Source organism: Pseudomonas sp. ACN5, from assembly GCF_002303975.1.
Lineage (GTDB): Bacteria > Pseudomonadota > Gammaproteobacteria > Pseudomonadales > Pseudomonadaceae > Aquipseudomonas > Aquipseudomonas laurylsulfatiphila.
The window spans coordinates 279,452-300,292 of sequence record NZ_MRCP01000002.1 but is presented as its reverse complement, the minus strand read 5'-3'; the positions used below and the strand labels follow the sequence as shown (position 1 = coordinate 300,292).

Sequence of the window (20,841 nt, the reverse complement as noted above, 5' to 3'; positions counted from 1 at the left end):
ACGAGGAGTCGCAATGCTGCCTTACCCGCAGATCGACCCGGTGGCCCTGGCCATCGGTCCGCTGAAAATCCACTGGTACGGCCTGATGTACCTGATCGGCATCGGCGGCGCGTGGCTGCTGGCCTCCCGCCGGTTGAACCGCTTCGACCCGACCTGGACCAAGGAGAAGCTCTCCGACATGGTGTTCTGGATGTCGATGGGGGTGATCGTCGGCGGACGCCTGGGTTATGTGCTGTTCTACGACCTGAGCGCTTATCTGGCCAACCCGACGCTGATTTTCGAAGTGTGGAAGGGTGGCATGTCGTTCCATGGCGGTTTCATCGGCGTGATGCTGGCGGCGTTGTGGTTCGGCAAAAAGAACAACAAGTCGTTCTTCCAGCTGATGGACTTCGTTGCGCCGATGGTGCCGATTGGCCTGGGGGCCGGGCGTATCGGCAACTTCATCAACGCCGAGTTGTGGGGCAAGGCAACCGATGTGCCGTGGGCGATGGTCTTTCCGACCGATCCGGCGCAACTGGCGCGTCACCCCTCGCAGCTGTACCAGTTCGCCCTCGAAGGCGTGGCGCTGTTCCTGATCCTCTGGCTGTTCTCGCGCAAGCCGCGGCCGACCATGGCGGTATCGGGCATGTTCGCGCTGTTCTATGGCATCTTCCGTTTCATCGTCGAGTTCGTCCGCGTACCGGACGCGCAACTGGGCTATCTGGCCTGGAACTGGCTGACCATGGGCCAGGTGCTGTGCCTGCCAATGATCGTCGGCGGCCTGGTCCTGATCTGGCTGGCGTATCACCGCGCCCCGGCAACGCCAGCGGCAGCCGTATAAAATTCGAACCCCGCAGCGATGGCTGCGGGTTCAAGGACACAGGTAACTCATGAAGCAATATCTCGAACTGGTCGCCCACGTCATCAAGAACGGCACCAAACAGGCCAACCGTACCGGCGTGAACACCATCAGTTTTCCCGGCGCGATGCTGCGTTACGACCTGCTGGAAGGTTTTCCGGCGATCACCACGCGTAAGATGGCCTTCAAATCGGCCATCGGCGAAATGTGCGGATTCCTCCGTGGCGTGAACAACGCTGCCGAATTCCGCGCCCTGGGCTGCAAGGTCTGGGACCAGAACGCCAACGAAAACGCCCAGTGGCTGGCCAACCCGTTCCGCCAGGGCGAAGACGACCTTGGCGAAATCTACGGCGTGCAATGGCGCAAATGGCCGGCATACAAGCAGATTCCGCTCAGCAACCCGGCCGCCATCGAGCAGACCCTCAAGCAAGGCTACCGCCAGATTGCCGAAGGCGAAGAAAACGGCCAGGCCTATGTGGTGCTGTACAAGGCCATCGACCAGGTTCGCCAGTGCGTCGACACCATCATCAAGGACCCGGGCAGCCGTCGCATCCTGTTCCACGGCTGGAACTGCGCCCAGCTTGATGAAATGGCCTTGCCGCCGTGCCACCTGCTGTACCAGTTCCACCCGAATGTCGAGACCAGGGAGATCTCCTTGACCCTCTACATCCGCTCCAACGACCTGGGCCTGGGCACGCCGTTCAACCTCACCGAAGGCGCCGCGCTGCTGAGCCTGATCGGTCGCCTGACCGGCTACACGCCACGCTGGTTCACCTATTTCATCGGTGATGCGCACGTCTACGAAAATCACCTGGACATGCTCAACGAACAGCTCAAGCGTGAACCGTTCCCGATGCCGAAACTGGTAATTTCCGACCGTGTGCCGGAGTTTGCCAAGACAGGCGTTTACCAGCCGGAGTGGCTGGAACTGGTCGAACCGGGCGACTTCTCACTGGAAGGCTACGAGCACCACGCGCCAATGACCGCACCGATGGCGGTCTAAAGCTTACGCATCCCTCTGTAGGAGCGAGCTTGCTCGCGATGTACGTGAACGATGACGCGTTTTATCTGAAAACATGCGTCGTCCTTGAGTTCATCGCGAGCAAGCTCGCTCCTACAGGGGATCGTGTTAGTGGCCGTGACTGCGGCCGACATGTGAATGCTCAGCCTCTGTCGCCACAACCCCGCCGCTCACTTCCAGCCGCTGCAAAATCCCGCATTGATCGACACCCGGCCTCTCGCTGCAGCGTTGGCGCAGGTCGAGCAGTTGTGCCTGCAAGGCCAGCAGGCCGTCGATCCGCGCCTTGACGTGGTGGATGTGCTCATCGATCAGTGCGTTGACGCTTTCGCACTGGTCCTGGGGACTGTCGCGAAATGCCAGCAAGCTGCGGATTTCCTCGAGGGTCATGTCGAGGGTGCGACAGTTGCGGATGAAGGTCAGGCGCTCGGCGTGGGCCTGGGTGTAGACGCGATAGTTGCCGTCACTGCGGGCCGGTTCCGGCAGAAGGTTCTCGCGCTCGTAGTAACGGATCGTCTCTACGGCGCAGTCCGTGAGTTTCGCCAATTCTCCAATCTTCATGACGACAATCTCCATAACTCCAAAATGGGTGCTTGACCCTATAGTGGCTACAGGGTCTTTACTGGGCAACAGGCACTCTTATGGACGCAACCAATGAGCGATTCTCAGCATACCCACAAACCTGTGGCCGAACATGAAATCGGCGTTAAGCTTCGACCCTTGCCCAAGCATGACCATGGCGGTCACGGCGACGCTTGCTGTTCATCAAAAACGGCAGCGCCTGCTCGGGTCACGCTGAGCGAATCGCCGACGGCGGGTGCCCGTCTGAGCAGCTTTCGCATCGAGGCGATGGACTGCCCGACCGAGCAGACGCTGATCCAGAATAAGCTAAGCAAGCTGACAGGCGTGCAGCAGCTGGAGTTCAATCTGATCAACCGGGTGCTCGGCGTGACCCACGATTTGCCAGGCACCGAGCCAATCATCGAGGCGATCAAGTCCCTGGGCATGCACGCCGAACCGCTGGAGCAGGGGGGGACTGAAACACCGGCAGCGAAACCCGACAGGAAACACTGGTGGCCATTGGCGTTGTCCGGTGTGGGCGCATTACTGGCGGAAGTCATCCACTTCACCGCGACCGCGCCTGATTGGGTGGTCGCGGTCATTGCGCTGGTGTCCATCCTCAGCGGCGGTCTCGGCACCTATAAAAAGGGCTGGATCGCGCTCAAGAACCTCAATCTGAACATCAACGCACTGATGAGCATTGCCGTTACCGGCGCGGTCCTGATCGGTCAGTGGCCGGAAGCGGCGATGGTGATGTTCCTGTTCACCGTGGCCGAGCTGATCGAGGCTCGCTCCCTGGATCGTGCGCGCAATGCCATCGGCGGGCTGATGCAAATGGCGCCGGAGCAGGCGACGGTGTTGCAGGCCGACGGCAGTTGGGTCGAGCAGGATGTCAAAATCATCGAAATCGGCGCTCGGGTGCGTGTGCGTCCCGGCGAACGCATCGGTCTGGACGGCGAAGTACTGTCCGGGCGTTCGACCATCGATCAGGCGCCCATTACCGGGGAAAGCCTGCCGGTGGAGAAAACCGTCGGCGACAAAGTGTTCGCCGGTACCATCAATCAGGCCGGTTCCCTTGAGTACGCGGTCACTGCCGCCGCGGGTAATTCGACCCTGGCACGTATCATCCACGCCGTTGAACAGGCCCAGGGCGCGCGGGCGCCGACCCAGCGATTCGTCGATCAATTTTCGAAGATCTACACCCCGGCAGTGTTTGTCCTTGCGCTGGCAGTGGCGGTCATCCCACCGCTGTTCATGGGCGAATTGTGGTTCGACTGGATCTATCGGGCACTGGTGCTGCTGGTGGTGGCGTGCCCGTGTGCACTGGTGATTTCCACGCCGGTGACCATCGTCAGCGGTCTCGCGGCGGCGGCGCGCAAAGGGATCCTGGTCAAGGGCGGCGTCTATCTGGAAGGTGGTTACAAGCTCGACTACCTGGCCCTGGACAAGACCGGCACCATCACCCACGGCAAGCCGGTGCAGACCGATTACCTGTCGCTGGACCCGACCGCCGATGCTTCGGCGCCAGCCATTGCCGCCGCGCTGGCCGGGCGTTCGGATCATCCGGTTTCCCTGGCCATCGCCAAAGCGGCTGTGGATAACCAAAGCGCGACGCTGACTGTGGATAACTTCGAAGCCCTGGGCGGGCGCGGTGTGCGCGGCGAGATCAACGGCCAGCTCTACCATTTGGGCAACCATCGTCTGGTGGAGGATCTGGGCCTGTGCTCGCCGGCGCTGGAAGAAAAACTGTTTGCCCTGGAAAAGCAGGGCAAGTCGGTGGTGCTGCTGCTTGATTCGTCCGGTCCTTTGGCACTGTTCGCTGTCGCCGATACGGTAAAGGCCTCCAGTCGCGAAGCCATCGAGCAACTGCATGACCTGGGCATCAAAACCCTGATGCTCACCGGCGACAACGTCCACACCGCGCAAGCCATTGCCGCGCAGGTCGGCATCGATGAAGCCAGGGGCGACCTGTTGCCGGGGGACAAATTGCAGTCTATCGAGGCCCTTTATGCCCTGGGGCACCGGGTCGGCATGGTTGGCGACGGCATCAACGACGCGCCTGCGCTGGCGCGTTCCGAGATCGGTTTCGCCATGGCCGCCGCAGGCACCGATACCGCGATTGAAACCGCCGATGTCGCCCTGATGGACGACGATCTGCGCAAGATCCCGGCATTCATTCGCCTGTCGCGGCAGACGTCGAGCATCCTCAAACAGAACATCGCCCTGGCGTTGGTCATCAAGGCGATCTTTCTTGGGGTAACCTTCGCCGGGATCGCTACCATGTGGATGGCAGTGTTCGCCGACATGGGCGTGAGTTTGCTGGTGGTGTTCAACGGTTTGCGCCTGCTGCGCAAGTAAAGAATGAGGGGCGGTTGTGCTGAGTGCCGAGCTGAAGGCGTTTTACATGGTGGCCCGCCTGGGCAGCATTACCCAGGCTGCCAAAAAGCTTGGCCTGAGCCAGCCGACGGTGACGACGCAGATCCGCAACCTGGAGAGTCAGTATGCGGTCGAGCTGTTCTACCGTGGCGGTCGGCGTCTCAGCGTCAGCGAGGAGGGGGCGCGGCTGCTGCCGATGGTCAAGGTGCTGATGCAGCAGGAAGCCGACATCGAGTTTTTCCTGCGTAACTGCGGCCAGGTCCAGGGCACATTGCGCATTGCCGCCACGGCGCCGTATTACATCCTCGACCTGGTGAAAACCTTTCGCGAGCGTTTGCCGCAGGTGGAGGTGTCGGTGGAAATCGGCAATTCCCAGCAAGTGCTTGAAGCGCTGGAAGAGTACCGGGTCGATGTTGCGGCGTCGTCGCAGTTGCTCGATGACGCGCGGCTGATTCGCCGGGTGCTCGGTAGCGATCCGCTGGTGCTGGCGGTGCATCGCAATCATCCACTGGCGGTTCATGATCACGTGCCACTTGGCGCCCTGGCCGGGCATACCCTGCTGATGCGCGAACCGGGCTCGACCACTCGACGCCTGACCGAAGCGTTGCTGGCCAGCGCCGGAGTGAGTTTCGGGCCGCTGCTGGAGATCGGCAGCCGCGAATCGATCCGCGAAGCAGTGCTGCGCAACATCGGCATCAGCATCATCGCCCGCCAGGAAGTCCCCCATGATCCGCAACTGCGGGTGCTGACCATCGAAAATGCACCGCAGATCCCCGAATACCTGTATTGCCTCAAGGAACGCAAAAGCGCGCGGTTGCCGGCGGCGTTTCTCGGGTTGGCGCAGGAAATGGCGCCGGCTTGATTTTTGTGCTGCCAGTGATGACCTCTTCGCGAGCAAGCCCGCTCCCACAGTTGACTGCAATCCCAGTGGGAGCGGGCTTGCTCGCGAAGGCGTCAGTCCAGTCAGCGCCTGCTGTGAAGGCATAACCAAAAATCCCGAATACCACTATCGGCAGTTTTTGCCTTACTGCCACATGACGGACTCATTACAACCCTAGGATGGCCTTCATCTGCCAGATGAGGTCCGTCCATGAACAACTCGATCGCAACTGCCCTGACCAACCCCGGCGCCCCGATGAAGGTGCGTGGCATACAGAAACGTTTTGGCGCTTTCACCGCGCTGGATAACGTTTCACTCGACGTGGCGGCCGGTGAGCTGGTGTGTCTGCTGGGGCCGTCGGGCTGTGGCAAGACCACCTTGCTGCGCTGCATCGCCGGCCTGGAAAAACAGGACAGCGGCGAGTTGTACCTGGGTGATCGCGACGTTTCCCACCTGGCTCCCCAGGCGCGGGACTACGGCATTCTGTTCCAGTCCTACGCGTTGTTCCCCAATCTCACCGTCGAAGCGAACATTGCCTACGGCCTCGCCGGCAATGGTCGCGACCAGATTCGCCAGCGTGTCGGTCAGATGCTGGAACTGGTCGGCCTGGGCGGCAGCGAGAAAAAGTATCCCGGTCAGTTGTCCGGTGGCCAGCAGCAACGGGTTGCACTGGCCCGCGCGCTGGCCCCGGCACCTTCGCTGCTGCTGCTCGACGAGCCGATGTCGGCCCTCGATGCCCGGGTGCGTGAGCATCTGTGTACCGAACTGCGCCAGCTGCAACGCAACCTCGGCATCACCACCTTGATGGTGACCCACAATCAGGACGAGGCCATGCTGATGGCCGACCGTATCGCCGTGATGAACAACGGCAAGGTCGAGCAGTACGCCACGCCGCAGGAAATCTACAACCGCCCGGCCACGCCGTTCGTGGCGGAGTTCGTCGGCCAGGGCAACTGGTTGCCGTTCCAGCGCAGCAGCGACAGCCACGCCCAGGTCGGCGGGATGAACATGCGCCTGGCCGAAGGCAGCGCCAAGACCGCCTCGGGCCGCTTGTTCTGCCGCCCCGAAGCGATCAACGTCAATCCGCTGGTGCACGAGGAAAACCTGTTCCCGGCCAAGGTTCGCGAGATCACCTTCCTCGGCAACCGCTGCCGCATGAGCTTCGAGCTCGATCATTTGCCGGGCCATGCGCTATTGGCGGAACTGGCACCGGAAGCCATGCCGCGCCTTGGCGCCCGGCAGATCATGGTCGCCTTGCCGCCGCGCAGCCTGCAGGTGTTTGCCTGATGAGCGCGAACATTGCGCTGCCGCTGCCACGACAGCAGGTTCGGCAGACTTCCCGTGCCGAGATCGGTGACCGGCTGTTCGTGGTCGGCGGCAAAGTGCTTCTGCTGGTGCTGTTGGGCGTTGCCGTATTGATGCCGTTGCTGGCGATCTTCTGGCGTGGTTTCAGTGCTGAAGCCGGGCAGGGTGGTGGTTGGGTTGCAGCGAAAGAACTGGTGACCAGCGAGAACTTCCACTGGTTGCTCGGCAACAGTCTGAAGGTTTCCCTCAGCGTCGCGGCGATTGTCGTACCCCTGGCTTATCTGTTTGCCTACGCGCTGCAACGCACCCTGATTGCAGGTAAAGGTATCTGGCGTGGCATTTCCCTGCTGCCATTGATGGCACCGTCGATGCTGCCCGGGATTGCGCTGGTTTACCTGTTCGGCAACCAGGGCATGCTGCGTGGCCTGCTCTCGGACAACATCTACGGCTTCTGGGGCATTGTTCTGGGTGAGGTGATCTACACCTTCCCGCACGCCTTGATGATTCTTCTGTCGGCCTTGTCCCTGGCGGATGCGCGACTGTTCGATGCGGCTTCAAGCATGGGCGCCAGTCCGGCGAAAGCGTTCCGCAGCATCACCTGGCCGGCGACCCGTCAGGCGGTTTTCGCAGCGTTCTGCCTGGTGTTCACCCTGACCATCACTGATTTCGGGGTTCCGGTGGTGGTCGGCGGCGACTATCAGGTGCTGGCACTGGAAGCCTATAAAGCCGTGGTCGGCCAACAGCAATTCGGCCGCGGTGCCTTGATCGGCATGGTGTTGTTGCTGCCGGCGCTGTTCAGCTTTGGCGTCGATGCCTGGTTGCGTCGGCGTCACGGCGACTCCATGAGCGGTCGTGCCCAGGTGTTCAAGCCTGCGCCATCGAAACTGCGCGACGCTTGCTACCTGGCCATCGTCCTGTTGATCAGCGCTACGTTGTTGCTGGTGTTCGGCATGGCGGTGTTCTCGTCCCTGGTGAAATTCTGGCCGTACAACCTGTCGCTGTCGCTCAACCACTACCAGTTCAATGAAACCGCCGGCGGTGGCTGGCTGGCCTACGGCAACAGCTTGAAGATGGCTTTGGGCACGGCGCTGATCGGCAGCCTGCTGATTTTCACCGGCGCCTACCTGATGGAAAAAACCAGGGGGCAGCGCGGCCTGAACCTGACCTTGCGCATGCTCAGCTTCGTACCGATGGCGGTGCCGGGCCTGGTGTTGGGGTTGGGTTACGTCTTCTTCTTCAACCTCACCGGCAACCCGCTGCACGTGCTGTACGGGACCATGACCCTGCTGATCGTCTGCACCATTGCGCACTATTTGACCACCGCGCAAATGACCGCCACCACCGCGTTGCGTCAACTCGATGCCGAGTTCGAAGCCGCCGCGTTGTCGCTCAAGGCGCCGCTGTACCGCCATTACCTGCGCGTCACCGTTCCGATCTGCCTGCCGGCGTTGCTGGACATCGTGCGCTACCTGTTCGTCTCGGCCATGACCACCGTCTCGGCGGCGATCTTCCTCTACAGCCCCGACACCATCCTCGCGGCGGTGGCGGTGCTGAACATGGACGACGCCGGCAACGTCGGCGGCGCGGCGGCGATGTCGACCCTGATTCTGTTCACCTCGGCGGGCGTGTCCCTGCTGCTGGCCGGGGCCTCGCGCGGTTTGCTGCGCCGCTCCCAGGCCTGGCGGCAGACCGCGCCCGGTCATTGATTCACACCCTCAACTCAAATACAGGAAAAGATCATGTTCAAGCCTATGGCCCTGGCCGCCGCTGTCCTCACCGCTTTCAGCCTGAACGCCTTTGCGGCGAAAACCGAGTTGACGGTGTACACCGCCCTCGAAGCCGAACAGCTGAAAACCTATAAAGAAGCCTTCGAAAAGGCCAACCCGGACGTCGAAATCAAATGGGTGCGTGATTCCACCGGCATCATCACGGCCAAGTTGCTCGCCGAAAAAGCCCGCCCGCAGGCTGACGCCGTGTGGGGCCTGGCGGCTTCCAGCCTGGCGATCCTCGACCAGCAGGGCATGCTGCAAAGCTATGCACCCAAGGACCTTGGCAAGATCGGCGCCAACTACCGTGACGCCGCCAACCCGCCAGCCTGGGTCGGCATGGATGTCTGGGCCGCGACCATTTGCTTCAACACCGTCGAAGCCGAAAAGCAGGGCCTGACCAAGCCCGTGAGCTGGCAAGACCTGACCAAGCCTGAGTACAAAGGCAAGATCGTCATGCCGAACCCGGCATCGTCCGGCACCGGCTTCCTCGACGTCAGCGCCTGGCTGCAAACCTTCGGCGAGAAGCAGGGCTGGGCCTACATGGACGGCCTGCACCAGAACATCGGCCAGTACGTTCACTCCGGTTCCAAGCCTTGCAAACTGGCGGCTGCGGGTGAATTCCCGATCGGTATTTCCTTCGAATACCCGGCCGTTCAACTGAAACGCCAGGGTGCACCGCTGGACATCATCCTGCCGAAGGAAGGTCTGGGCTGGGAAATCGAAGCGACTGCCGTGATAAAGGGCACTGCCCACGAAGAGGCCGCGAAGAAACTGGCTGACTTCTCCGCCAGCTCTGAGGCGATGGAGTTGTACAAAGAAAACTTCGCAGTGCTTGCCCAGCCTGGTATCGCCAAGCCGCAGACCGAACTGCCAGCCGACTACGAACAGCGCCTGATCAAGAACGACTTTGCCTGGGCCTCGAAGAACCGCGACGAGATCCTGACCGAATGGCGCAAGCGTTATGATGGCAAGTCCGAGAAAGTGGCGGCCAAGTAAGATCTTTATCGGCTGAAGGGGCCTCTTCGCGGGCAAGCCCGCTCCCACAGGGAAATGCGTTCCAATGTGGGAGCGGGCTTGCTCGCGAAAGCGGTCTACCATTCACCACAAATCTCACTGATCGGGAGACTTCTGATGCACAGCCATGAACAAACCGTCGCCAAGGTCTTCGCCCTCTATGAACGCTTTGGCGACAGCGACTACATCGGCGAGCCGGTGTCGCAGATCGAGCACATGTCCCAAGCCGCCCAATGCGCGATGGCCGAAGGCTTCGACGACGAAGTCGTGCTGGCGGCGTTCTTCCACGATATCGGGCACATCTGCGCCGAGGGTGCCGAGAACATGGGCGGCTACGGCGTGGTCAGCCACGAACGGCTGGGCGCCGATTATTTGCGCAAGGCCGGCTTCAGCGAACGCATGGCCCGGTTGGTGGAGTACCACGTCCAGGCCAAGCGTTATCTGACACTCAGGGAGCCTGGGTACTACGAACGCCTGAGCGAAGCCAGTCGCCGGACCCTGGAATATCAGGGGGGTGTGATGACCGAAGCCGAAGCCGATGCCTTCGAGCAGGACCCGTTGTGCAAAGTCAGTTTGCGCATGCGCCAGTGGGATGAACAGGCCAAGGAGATGCATGTGCCGGTGACGGATCTGGAGGTGTTGAAGCGCAAAGCCATCGGAGTCTTGTCTCTCGAAGCCTGCTGAAATGCCCTACAAGTAAATGAAACTGTTCGCGCAGAGAGTTCCGACGAGACGGGCTAGCTTGATCGGCCCTTATTCAATGAGAAACTCCACCATGCGTTATTTGAAAGTGACTGCCCAGGACCGCAGCGCGAACGGCAAGGCCGACACCGTCCTCCTGCATTTTTTCGAGGAGAGTAGCGGGGCAGAGGACAGGCTCATCCATAAGGCCTATGCGCTGGATATCACGGCTGATGGCAAGGTTGATTTCCAGGTCGGTGATGTGAACAACGATGGTAAGGAAAACACCAAGGACGAGCGGTTGCTCAGGTCGTTTGCCAACGCCTACTTGCAGCTCAAATGGTTCAACCGCGGCGATACCTGGGATCGCTATCTGAAGATATTCACCGAAGATTTCGCCAACGACGGTTCGCCAGACACCGTGCGCCTGCACTTTCATGAAGGCGTCGGCAAACCGTCGGATCAAACTATCGTTTACACCGCGTCCGCCTATGACACCAACAACGACGGGAAGATGGATTGGCTGATCCACTTCGATATGGATAACGACGGTGACCAGGATGCGGTGGATCAGCAGCGCGTCTCACAGCTCAGCACTGCGTATCTGCAGTTCAACTGGAGCTGACGATCAGCAAGTTCACAACTGCTGCGCCAACACCTCAACCTGCTCCTGCCGCTCCGCCTGATTCAACTTCGGATGCGGATTCAACGACGACCACTGCGGATGTGCCCGAGCCTTGTTCAAAGCCTCGGGCAGTTTGCCTTCGCGCCAACTCTTTTCCTGAGGCGTGGCCACCCGGATGCTGTCCATCGCTGCGTGCCCACGGGTGTTCAGCGCCTGCAGCAATTGCCGCTGGCGCAGCGCTAACAGGCGCAGCACGTTGTCATCCACCGTGAGTTCGCGCTGGCCCTTGATCTTGCCCAGCAAGCGGCTGCCATAACTGCGTGCGGTTTGCAGGGCGCCACCGGCGATGGCGCCGGCCAGTGCAGCGGCGCCGAGCGTAATCCCGCCCACCAGCAAATCGACCCCGGCCCCGGCAGCGGCGCCTGCGGCAATTCCACCGCCGACGCGCACACCCAGTTGCTTGAGGGTTTCCGGATTGAACAGGTCGTCGCCCCAGCGGCCATCGAGCAGCGGCAAATCACTGGCTGCGGCATCCTGTGGGCGGAAGGCGTAGAGCTTGAGCAGGGCCTCGACGCAACGCTGCTCGCGCTGGCGTACGGCTTTGCGCAATTCGCTGATCGCCTGTTGTTCCTGCTCGGCTTCACTGACCACGCTGCGCCGGCAAGCCGCGCAATCGATCAGCAATTCGGCAATCAACCGCTCCGCGCTTTGCTGGCGAGCGAGACGCTGGGCCTGCTGATCGGCGATCAGGCGTTCGAGTTGCGGCCGGGCCGTTTCCAGCAGCAGGGCGAGACTTTCATAGAGTCGACGCTCGCCGTCTTCCGGCGGCGCGACACTGTCGAAACGCACCAGGGCATGCAAGCCCAGCCGCGCCAACGCTTCACGCCAGGCCGGTTCACGGTGGTTGGCGCTGCTGACGAAATTCAGCACCGGCAGCAAGGGTTTGCCGCAACTGGCCAACACTTCCAGCTCGTCGCGATACTTGGCCAGCACCGGCTCACGGGCGTCGATCACATAAAGACCGGCATCCGACGCCAGCAACTGGCGCAGCACCTTGGCTTCCTGTTCGAAGCGTTGCCGGGCTTCGCTGCCCTCCAGGAAACGCGCCAGGCGTGCCGGACCGTCGAGGCGTTCACCGGGGCGTTCCAGGCGCTCGAGGTAATCGAGCAGGGCGATGGCGTCTTCCAGGCCAGGGGTGTCGTAGAGATCGAGCAGTGGCTCGCCGTCCACCGAAAGGCGGGCGCCTTCGACGTGCCGCGTGGTACTGGGACGATGGGACACTTCACCGAAACCGACGTCGCGGGTCAGGGTGCGCAACAACGAGGTTTTACCGACGTTGGTGTGACCGACCACGGCGAGTTTCAGAGGCTGCTTCCTGGTGTCAGTCATGACCCGTCTCCAGCCAGTTCATCGGTGCACAATCGGCAAACGGCAACTCAAGCTGTTGCAGCGCCACGTGCCAGTCGCCCAGGCGCTCGGCGTCCAGCGCTTCACCGGGCGGCGCCTGCAACAACCACACGCGGGTGGCGCTGGCGCTGCGGGCCAGTTCGGCAATCAAGGCCAGGCTGCCGCGATCCGGCGAACGCCTTGGATCGCAGGCGATGGCCAGGCGTGCAGGGGGAAAGCGGCTCAGTTGTTCGAGGAGTTTGTGCCGCGATTCGCGACTGTCGAGGATGCCGGCGTTGCTCACGCTTTTCGGCAATGGCGGTGGCCACGGGCGTTGGTCGTCCAGTTCGATGGCGACCAACAGCGCGCCGTCGCTTTGCTGCTCGGTGACACCGTTTTCCACGCGGTGCAGTTGCGCCGGTGCCGCATCGCTGACACCGAGGCGCTCGCTGGTGGGCATCAAGCGTTCGCGCAACTGCGCGTAACCGGGCAGGTTCAAATCCAGGCGCAGCGCCGTTTGCCCTGTCTTCCAGCGCCACAGGCAAAACAGCGTGAGCAGCAGGCGCGGCAAAACGCCGTAGACCAGTAGCACGCCCACCAGCCAGGCGGCCCAGGCCTGGCGGGCGCTTTCGATGTTCAGTGCGGCATCGCCACTGGCGCGGATCATCTCCACGGTCGGCACACTGAAGCCAAGCAGGGCCGGCAACGCACCCAGCGCCTGAGTGACGGCGATAAAGGTGTCGGCACCGAGGATCGTGGTTTCCCAGACGAAGCCGTAGCGCCGGGTCGCCATCAACATCAGCAGGATCACCAGCGCGCTGAGCATCGCCAGCAACCACAGGCTGTTGACCAGCACACCGATGGCCCAGCGATTGAGTTTCTGCCGTTGCAGTAACAGGAGCAGGGCGGGGGCCAACTGCGCGGCTTTGGCGTCCCGAGCGAGTTTTTCGCTGAGCCATAGCCACAGGCGTCCGAGGCTGGCGCCGTGTTCGCCGGCAAACACCAGCCCCAGGGCCCAACTCAGCAGCAGGACCAGATTGAGCCCGAGCAGGCTGCCCAAGGCCCAGAACACATTGACCGGGTGCAGGCCATCACCCATTGCGGCCAATGCCAGGCCGGCGCCGCTGATCACCGCCAGCACGGCCATTACGATCAGCGCCAGTCGTGCGCCTTGCAGCCAGTGTTTGAGTGCTGTAGTCAGGCCATCGCGTTCAGCCAGCCACAGGGCGCGGCGTTGAATGCGCGCCGGCAAATCGCCGCCGGCGCTGCGGGCCAGTCGGTTGGCTTCAAGGTCTTCCAGAGGGCCTGCATGTTCTTCGCGCAGGCGGATGGTCTCTGTCAGCCAGAGGGTATTGAGTTCAGTCACGCGGCATCCCGTCGCTTAAATGAGCTGTGAGCATAACCGCTGTGGCGCTTATCGGCGAAAGCGAGGCTCTGGTATCCTCGCCGGCATGACTAAATCACTCCCCCTCAGCCTGATTGCAGCCCTCGGTGAAAACCGTGTGATCGGCGTCGACAACAGCATGCCCTGGCACTTGCCGGGGGACTTCAAATATTTCAAGGCCACCACCCTCGGCAAGCCGATCATCATGGGGCGCAAGACCTGGGATTCCCTCGGTCGTCCGTTGCCGGGCCGCCTGAACATCGTGGTCAGCCGCCAGGCGGATCTGCAACTCGAAGGCGCGGAGGTTTATCCGTCGCTGGAAGCCGCCATCGTTCGCGCCGAAGCATGGGCGAAGGAACAGGGCGTCGATGAGTTGATGCTGATTGGTGGCGCGCAGTTGTATGCGCAAGGGCTGGCGCAGGCTGACCGGTTGTACCTGACCCGCGTGGCGCTGAGCCCGGAAGGGGATGCCTGGTTTCCGGAGTTTGATTTGAACCAGTGGAAACTGGTGTCGGATGTGCCGAATCCGGCGGAAGGCGACAAGCCGGCGTACAACTTCGAAGTGTGGGAAAAAGCTTAAGAGCTTCGCGAGCAAGCCCGCTCCCACAGGGGATGTGTGTCGTTCACAGATCCAATGTGGGAGCGGGCTTGCTCGCGAAGGGGCCCCCTCAGTCGCTTGAGGATTTAAGCCTGCGCCAACGCCGAATGCTCATCCGCATCCAGCAGCGCCTTATCGGTCTGCTGCATCACCTGACTGGTGATCGCTCCGGCCGTCATCGAACCACTCACGTTCAGCGCCGTACGCCCCATATCAATCAGCGGCTCGACCGAAATCAGCAACGCCACCAGTGACACCGGCAAGCCCATCGCCGGCAGCACGATCAACGCGGCAAAGGTCGCGCCACCACCCACTCCGGCCACACCGGCCGAGCTCAGCGTCACAATCGCCACCAGCGTCGCGATCCACAGCGGGTCCAGCGGGTTGATGCCCACGGTCGGCGCCACCATCACCGCCAACATCGCCGGGTACAGACCGGCACAGCCGTTCTGGCCAATGGTCGCGCCGAACGAAGCGGCGAAACTGGCGATGGACTGCGGGATGCCCAGGCGGCTGGTCTGCGCTTCGATGCTCAACGGAATCGTCGCTGCGCTGGAACGGCTGGTGAACGCAAACGTCAGCACCGGCCAGATCTTGCGGAAGAACCGCAGTGGGTTGATCCCGGCGGCCGACACCAGCACGCCATGCACCACGAACATCAGGCCCAGGCCGATGTAGGACACCACCACGAAACTGCCGAGCTTGATGATGTCTTGCAGGTTGGAACCGGCGACCACTTTGGTCATCAGCGCCAACACGCCGTACGGGGTCAGCTTCATCACCAGGCGCACCAGGCGCATCACCCAGGCTTGCAGGGTGTCGATGGCGTTGATCACTTTCTGACCTTTCTCGGCATCATCCTTGAGCAGTTGCAGCGCCGCGACCCCCAGGAACGCAGCGAAAATCACCACGCTGATGATCGACGTCGGCTTGGCCCGCGCCAGATCGGCGAAGGGGTTTTGAGGGATGAACGACAGCAGCAGCTGCGGCACATTCAGGTCGGCAACCTTGCCGGCGTAATCGGTCTGGATGGTCTGCAGGCGCGCCATTTCCTGGGTGCCGGCCACCAGGCCTTCGGCAGTCAGGCCGAACAGGTTGGTCAGGCCGATGCCGATCAGCGCCGCAATGGCCGTGGTGAACAGTAGCGTGCCGATGGTCAGGAAGCTGATCTTGCCCAACGACGACGCGTTGTGCAGACGGGCCACGGCGCTGAGGATCGAGGCGAACACCAGCGGGATCACGATCATTTGCAGCAATTGCACATAACCATTGCCCACTAGATCGAACCAGCCGATCGAGGCTTTCAGTACCGGGTTGCCGGCACCGTAGACCGTGTGCAACGCCACACCGAACGCCACGCCCAGCACCAGCGCGAGCAGGACTTTTTTCGCCAGGCTCCAGGTGGTGTGGCGGGTTTGCGCCAGGCCGAAGAGCAGGGCGAGGAACACCAGCAGATTGAGGATCAGCGGCAGATTCATGAAGACTCCGATAAGACTTGTGCCGGTTGCACCCTTGGGCAACCGCGAACCGGCAAGCCTAACAGCTTGAAAACTAATGAATTAATATCAAAAACGTATGATATCCGTCGCTTTTGGAATAAGCGGATGTCGCTGTCAGAAATGCAACTGGCGCGAAAGGGACGCGGACGGTCGCTGACAGACGAGGACTGTCACACTTATTTGTTAGCGTCGATCTCTTTCACATTCAGGGAGAAACGCCAATGAAGTTCGCACCGAAATTACTGGCTGCAGCACTTTGCCTGGGCCTTGCCGGCCAGGTTTTCGCAACGGATCTGAAACACTGGCCAGCCGATCAGGCCAAGGCGCTGGACGCGATGATCGCCGCCAACGCCAACAAGGGTAACTACGCGGTGTTCGACATGGACAACACCAGTTACCGCTACGACCTCGAAGAGTCGTTGCTGCCGTTCATGGAGAACAAGGGCCTGATCACCCGCGACAAGCTCGATCCCTCCCTGAAACTGATGCCGTTCAAGGACACCGCCGACCACAAGGAAAGCCTGTTCAGCTACTACTACCGCCTCTGCGAACTCGACGACATGGTTTGCTATCCATGGGTCGCCCAAGTCTTCTCCGGCTTTACCCTCAAGGAACTCAAGGGCTATGTCGACGAGATGATGGCGTCCGGCAAGCCGGTGCCGGCGACTTATTACGAAGGCGACGTGGTCAAGAAACTCGACGTCAACCCGCCGAAAATCTTCACCGGCCAGCAAGAGCTGTACAACAAGTTGATGGAGAACGGCATCGAGGTCTACGTGATGACCGCCGCCTCCGAAGAGCTGGTGCGCATGGTCGCGGCCGATCCGAAGTACGGCTACAACGTCAAACCGCAGAACGTGATTGGCGTGTCGCTGCTGCTCAAGGACCCGAAGACGGGCGAACTGACCACCGCGCGCAAGCAGATCACTGACGGCAAATATGACGAAAAGGCCAACCTCGGCCTCGAACTGACCCCGTACCTGTGGACCCCGGCGACCTGGATGGCGGGCAAACAGGCGGCGATCCTGACCTACATCGATCAGTGGAAAAAACCGGTGCTGGTGGGCGGCGATACCCCGAGCAGCGACGGCTACATGCTGTTCCACAGTGTTGACGTGGCCAAGGGCGGCATCCACCTGTGGGTCAACCGCAAGGACAAGTACATGACCCAGATCCAGGGCATGATGGCCAAGAACGCCGCGGCCCAGGCCAAGGAAGGCTTGACGGTGACTGCCGACAAGAACTGGGTGGTCGTGAAGCCTGAAGAGATTCAATAAGACCGAGTCGCCTCCATCGCGAGCAAGCTCGCTCCCACAAAGATCTCGGGTGAAACACAGACTGTGTGAACACCGTAGATCCCCTGTGGGAGCGAGCTTGCTCGCGATGAGGCCAGTCGGTGCAATGAAAGACTCCGCTTGAACGACATCTCCAGACAGTCGCAACCTACGCATTCTTGCGTAAGGGACTACGACTACGCCAGAATCCGCCGGCTTGTGCGCCTGGGGGGCGGCTTCTATCGTTTCCGCGTCACTGAACATCAGTGATCGGGTTTGGTAGCCCGTGTTCACCTCGGCGCATTGCGCCACCCTTTGCAGGGTTCGTTTCTGTCTCTGCTCATATGGTGGCCATGCGCAGGGCATCTTCGGACGCGCCGGGTTCCTGGTGACCGGTCTACCAACCTGCGTATGGCCGCCACCCTCGTTTGGTAGCGAGGGTGATGGCTCCATTTTTCTCACCCGGAGTTCCATCAAATGTTGAAAGTTACCCCCGATCCTCCCGATTGCGACAACCTCTCTGCCCACATCAACGCCACCCCGCGTAAACCCAGCCGAACATTCGTCATCGCACCGGGCCTCGACACCGAAACCCTGTTGGCCCACGCCTGCGAATCCCTCGCCTCGGCCAATGTCATGGCCAGCGATTTCGCCGGATTGCTGGAAGGCTCTCAACGCAGCACGATGCTGGGGATCGCGCAGGTCATCATGCTGGGCGAGTTGGCGGTGAACCAGGCGCTGGATAACCTCGACCCGCAGGAATAATGGAAACGCTGTTAACTGTAGGAGCGAGCTTGCTCGCGATGGTCGTTAACGATGACGCGTTCTTTCTGGTTTAACGTGTCGTCCTTGCTTCCATCGCGAGCAAGCTCGCTCCTACAGTGGATCTGTGCAAACAAAAATGCCCCGCACTTGGCGGGGCATTTTTATGTTCGATGCTTGAGGCTTACAGCCCGTCAAGCATCGCCTTGTTACGCACAGCACCCTTGTCGGCACTGGTGGCCAGCAGGGCGTAGGCTTTCAGTGCGGTGGTCACTTTACGTGGACGCACTTCCACCGGCTTCCAGCCTTTCTTGTCCTGCTCGACCCGGCGTGCCGCCAGTTCTTCATCGCTGACCAACAGGTTGATCGAGCGGTTCGGGATGTCGATCAGCACTTTGTCGCCGTCCTGCACCAGGCCGATTGCGCCGCCGGCAGCCGCTTCAGGCGAAGCATGGCCGATGGACAGGCCCGAGGTGCCGCCGGAGAAACGGCCGTCGGTGAGCAGGGCGCAGGCTTTGCCCAGGCCTTTGGATTTCAGGTACGAGGTCGGGTAGAGCATTTCCTGCATGCCCGGGCCGCCTTTCGGACCTTCGTAGCGAATGATGACGATGTCGCCTTCCTTCACTTCGTCGGCGAGGATGCCGCGTACGGCGCTGTCCTGGCTTTCGAAGATCTTGGCGTTGCCTTCGAAGACGTGGATCGACTCGTCGACGCCAGCGGTTTTCACCACGCAGCCGTCCAGGGCGATGTTGCCGTAAAGAACAGCCAGGCCGCCCTCTTTCGAGTAAGCGTGCTCGACACTGCGGATGCAGCCGTTTTCACGGTCGTCGTCCAGGGTTTCCCAACGGGTCGACTGGCTGAACGCGGTTTGCGTCGGAATGCCCGCCGGACCGGCCTTGAAGAAGTGGTGAACCGCTTCGTCGTTGGTCTGGGTGATGTCCCACTTGGCGATGGCTTCTTCCATGCTGCGGCTGTGCACGGTCGGCAGCTGGGTGTGCAGCAGGCCGCCACGGGCCAGCGAACCGAGGATGCTGAAGATCCCGCCGGCACGGTGCACGTCTTCCATGTGGTACTTCTGGATGTTCGGCGCGACCTTGCACAGTTGCGGCACGTGACGGGACAGACGGTCGATGTCGCGCAGGTCGAAATCGATCTCGGCTTCCTGGGCAGCGGCCAGCAAGTGCAGGATGGTGTTGGTGGAACCGCCCATGGCGATGTCCAGGGTCATGGCGTTTTCGAAGGCCTGGAAGTTGGCGATGTTGCGCGGCAACACCGACTCGTCGTTCTCGCCGTAGTAACGCTTGCACAGCTCGACGATGGTACGGCCGGCCTGCAGGAACAGCTGCTCGCGGTCGCTGTGGGTGGCCAGGGTCGAACCGTTGCCCGGCAAGGCCAGGCCCAGCGCTTCAACCAGGCAGTTCATCGAGTTGGCGGTGAACATGCCGGAGCACGAACCGCAGGTCGGGCAGGCGCTGCGCTCGTACTCGGCGACTTTCTCGTCAGAAGCGCTGGAGTCGGCGGCGATCACCATGGCGTCGACCAGGTCGAGGCCGTGGGAAGCGAGTTTGGTCTTGCCGGCTTCCATCGGGCCGCCGGAGACGAAGATCACCGGGATGTTCAGGCGCAGGGACGCCATCAGCATGCCAGGGGTGATCTTGTCGCAGTTGGAAATGCACACGATCGCGTCGGCGCAGTGGGCGTTGACCATGTACTCGACGGAGTCGGCGATGATCTCGCGGCTCGGCAGCGAATAGAGCATGCCGTCGTGGCCCATGGCGATGCCGTCATCGACGGCGATGGTATTGAATTCCTTGGCCACGCCGCCAGCGCGTTCGATCTCGCGGGCGACCAGTTGCCCCAGGTCCTTGAGGTGCACGTGGCCCGGTACGAACTGGGTGAACGAGTTGGCAATGGCGATGATCGGCTTCTTGAAGTCGTCATCTTTCATCCCCGTGGCGCGCCACAGTGCGCGGGCGCCGGCCATGTTGCGGCCGTGGGTGGATGTTTTCGAGCGGTAATCAGGCATGAAGCACTCCGGGCGGCTAATCAGGTATCAAAAGGGAAGTGAGCTTCTATTGACGTCTGGAACACTCAGAAATGGCCGCGTGTCCGGAAGTTGCCGATAACTTTGCGGGATCGCCGCGCGCTTCAGCTTGAGCTCATAAACCCGCCGGGGATGACTGGCGATGAATGTTCGCGATTCTACACGGCTGGCGGCTGGAGGGAATGCCTGCAAGCATTCACGAGACGTGTGGAAAGACGCAATCCTGTAGGAGCGAGCTTGCTCGCGATGAACCCGAGAACGCCGTGGGTACCAGGTTTCCCGCGTTATCGTTGACGACCATCGCGAGCAGGCTCGCTCCTACAGTGATTTGTGCATCAGAGCCAGATGGCGTCCCAGAGTGGGTAGCCGCCGATATGGTCGACGAGGCCTGCGCGTAGGGGGGTTGTGATGATGTATCGGGCAATGGCTTTCAGATCTTCCTCGCGACGCAGGGCTCGGTCGAAGTAGCCCTTTTGCCATACAGGAGCATGCAGATCCCGTTGCTGATTGATGAGGCGTGTGCAGCGAGATTTGGTGGCTTGCACCAGTTTCGGTAAATCACCGTTGTGCAATTCAATCAGCCAGTGGAAGTGATCCGGCATGACTACCCAGGCTATAGACGTGGCATGGCCGGCTTCCTGAGCCCTTCTGAACTCATGCACCAAAAAGCGTCCAGTGCGCCAATCCTGGAAGAATGGTTGTCGTTCATGGGTGACAGCGGTCAGGTGATAGATGCGACCGGATTGCGAGTGCCGACCTGTGCGTAATAGATGGGCTTTTGGCGTGTTGGACATTCCGTTGTCCTCTTCGGTGATGGGAAGAGAAAA

The 20,841-nt window shown here is 61.3% G+C and carries 18 protein-coding genes; 12 read left to right on the top strand and 6 right to left on the bottom strand.

Features of this window, described 5'->3' with window-relative positions:
• Positions 1-13 precede the first annotated feature (13 nt).
• On the top strand, positions 14-820 hold the full coding sequence (lgt, locus tag BSF40_RS04545; RefSeq protein ID WP_015097247.1) for a prolipoprotein diacylglyceryl transferase: 807 nt from the start codon (positions 14-16) through the stop codon (positions 818-820).
• A 49-nt stretch (positions 821-869) separates the two neighbouring features.
• Positions 870-1,841, top strand: coding sequence for a thymidylate synthase (locus BSF40_RS04540; protein WP_095964244.1), 972 nt, complete (start codon positions 870-872; stop codon positions 1,839-1,841).
• 126 nt (positions 1,842-1,967) lie between these two features.
• Here the strand turns inward: BSF40_RS04540 and cadR are convergent, their stop codons facing one another.
• On the bottom strand, positions 1,968-2,417 hold the full coding sequence (gene cadR / locus BSF40_RS04535) for a Cd(II)/Pb(II)-responsive transcriptional regulator (protein WP_095964243.1): 450 nt from the start codon (positions 2,415-2,417) through the stop codon (positions 1,968-1,970).
• Positions 2,418-2,510: 93 nt separating this feature from the next.
• Here cadR and BSF40_RS04530 point away from each other — a divergent pair, with 93 nt between their 5' ends.
• The 7 genes from BSF40_RS04530 to BSF40_RS04500 all read left to right on the top strand — a co-directional run bounded on the left by BSF40_RS04530 (position 2,511) and on the right by BSF40_RS04500 (position 11,067).
• A complete protein-coding gene (locus tag BSF40_RS04530) occupies positions 2,511-4,775 on the top strand; it encodes a heavy metal translocating P-type ATPase (protein ID WP_095964242.1) in 2,265 nt (754 codons plus the stop codon).
• 16 nt (positions 4,776-4,791) lie between these two features.
• A complete protein-coding gene (locus tag BSF40_RS04525; RefSeq protein ID WP_095964241.1) occupies positions 4,792-5,655 on the top strand; it encodes a LysR family transcriptional regulator in 864 nt (287 codons plus the stop codon).
• A 228-nt stretch (positions 5,656-5,883) separates the two neighbouring features.
• Positions 5,884-6,960, top strand: coding sequence for a putative 2-aminoethylphosphonate ABC transporter ATP-binding protein (locus BSF40_RS04520; RefSeq protein ID WP_095964240.1), 1,077 nt, complete (start codon positions 5,884-5,886; stop codon positions 6,958-6,960).
• Positions 6,960-8,684 carry a putative 2-aminoethylphosphonate ABC transporter permease subunit gene (locus tag BSF40_RS04515; RefSeq protein WP_095964239.1) on the top strand — a complete coding sequence of 575 codons (1,725 nt, stop codon included), beginning with the start codon at positions 6,960-6,962 and terminating at the stop codon, positions 8,682-8,684. Before BSF40_RS04520 ends, BSF40_RS04515 begins: the two co-directional genes overlap by 1 nt.
• A 33-nt stretch (positions 8,685-8,717) precedes the next feature.
• Entirely contained in the window at positions 8,718-9,743 is a 1,026-nt protein-coding gene (locus tag BSF40_RS04510) for a putative 2-aminoethylphosphonate ABC transporter substrate-binding protein (protein WP_095964238.1), read from the top strand.
• A 135-nt stretch (positions 9,744-9,878) separates the two neighbouring features.
• Complete coding sequence (locus tag BSF40_RS04505; protein ID WP_095964237.1) at positions 9,879-10,445, top strand: phosphonate degradation HD-domain oxygenase; 567 nt, start codon at positions 9,879-9,881, stop codon at positions 10,443-10,445.
• Positions 10,446-10,536: 91 nt separating this feature from the next.
• Positions 10,537-11,067: a hypothetical protein gene (locus BSF40_RS04500; RefSeq protein WP_095964236.1), complete on the top strand. Its 531-nt coding sequence runs from the start codon at positions 10,537-10,539 to the stop codon at positions 11,065-11,067.
• Positions 11,068-11,079: 12 nt separating this feature from the next.
• Here the strand turns inward: BSF40_RS04500 and BSF40_RS04495 are convergent, their stop codons facing one another.
• Both BSF40_RS04495 and BSF40_RS04490 read right to left on the bottom strand, forming a co-directional pair.
• On the bottom strand, positions 11,080-12,456 hold the full coding sequence (locus BSF40_RS04495; protein WP_095964235.1) for a GTPase/DUF3482 domain-containing protein: 1,377 nt from the start codon (positions 12,454-12,456) through the stop codon (positions 11,080-11,082).
• A complete protein-coding gene (locus tag BSF40_RS04490; RefSeq protein WP_095964234.1) occupies positions 12,449-13,819 on the bottom strand; it encodes a DUF2868 domain-containing protein in 1,371 nt (456 codons plus the stop codon). Before BSF40_RS04490 ends, BSF40_RS04495 begins: the two co-directional genes overlap by 8 nt.
• Positions 13,820-13,904: 85 nt before the next feature.
• Between BSF40_RS04490 and BSF40_RS04485 the strand changes: the two genes are divergently transcribed.
• Positions 13,905-14,417: a dihydrofolate reductase gene (locus BSF40_RS04485; RefSeq protein ID WP_095964233.1), complete on the top strand. Its 513-nt coding sequence runs from the start codon at positions 13,905-13,907 to the stop codon at positions 14,415-14,417.
• A gap of 104 nt (positions 14,418-14,521) precedes the next feature.
• Here the strand turns inward: BSF40_RS04485 and BSF40_RS04480 are convergent, their stop codons facing one another.
• Positions 14,522-15,913, bottom strand: a complete 1,392-nt coding sequence (locus BSF40_RS04480) for an L-cystine transporter (protein WP_095964232.1) — start codon at positions 15,911-15,913, stop codon at positions 14,522-14,524.
• Between the two features lie 242 nt (positions 15,914-16,155).
• Between BSF40_RS04480 and BSF40_RS04475 the strand changes: the two genes are divergently transcribed.
• Positions 16,156-17,211, top strand: coding sequence for a haloacid dehalogenase-like hydrolase (locus tag BSF40_RS04475; RefSeq protein WP_015097233.1), 1,056 nt, complete (start codon positions 16,156-16,158; stop codon positions 17,209-17,211).
• A 474-nt stretch (positions 17,212-17,685) separates the two neighbouring features.
• A complete protein-coding gene (locus tag BSF40_RS04470; protein ID WP_095964231.1) occupies positions 17,686-17,973 on the top strand; it encodes a DUF6124 family protein in 288 nt (95 codons plus the stop codon).
• A gap of 181 nt (positions 17,974-18,154) precedes the next feature.
• On the opposite strand, the gene ilvD is transcribed toward BSF40_RS04470, so the two are convergent.
• Together ilvD and BSF40_RS04460 are read right to left on the bottom strand one after the other, a co-directional pair.
• Positions 18,155-19,996 carry a dihydroxy-acid dehydratase gene (ilvD, locus tag BSF40_RS04465; RefSeq protein ID WP_007976450.1) on the bottom strand — a complete coding sequence of 614 codons (1,842 nt, stop codon included), beginning with the start codon at positions 19,994-19,996 and terminating at the stop codon, positions 18,155-18,157.
• A 353-nt stretch (positions 19,997-20,349) separates the two neighbouring features.
• Entirely contained in the window at positions 20,350-20,808 is a 459-nt protein-coding gene (locus tag BSF40_RS04460; RefSeq protein ID WP_095964230.1) for a transposase, read from the bottom strand.
• Positions 20,809-20,841 lie beyond the last annotated feature (33 nt).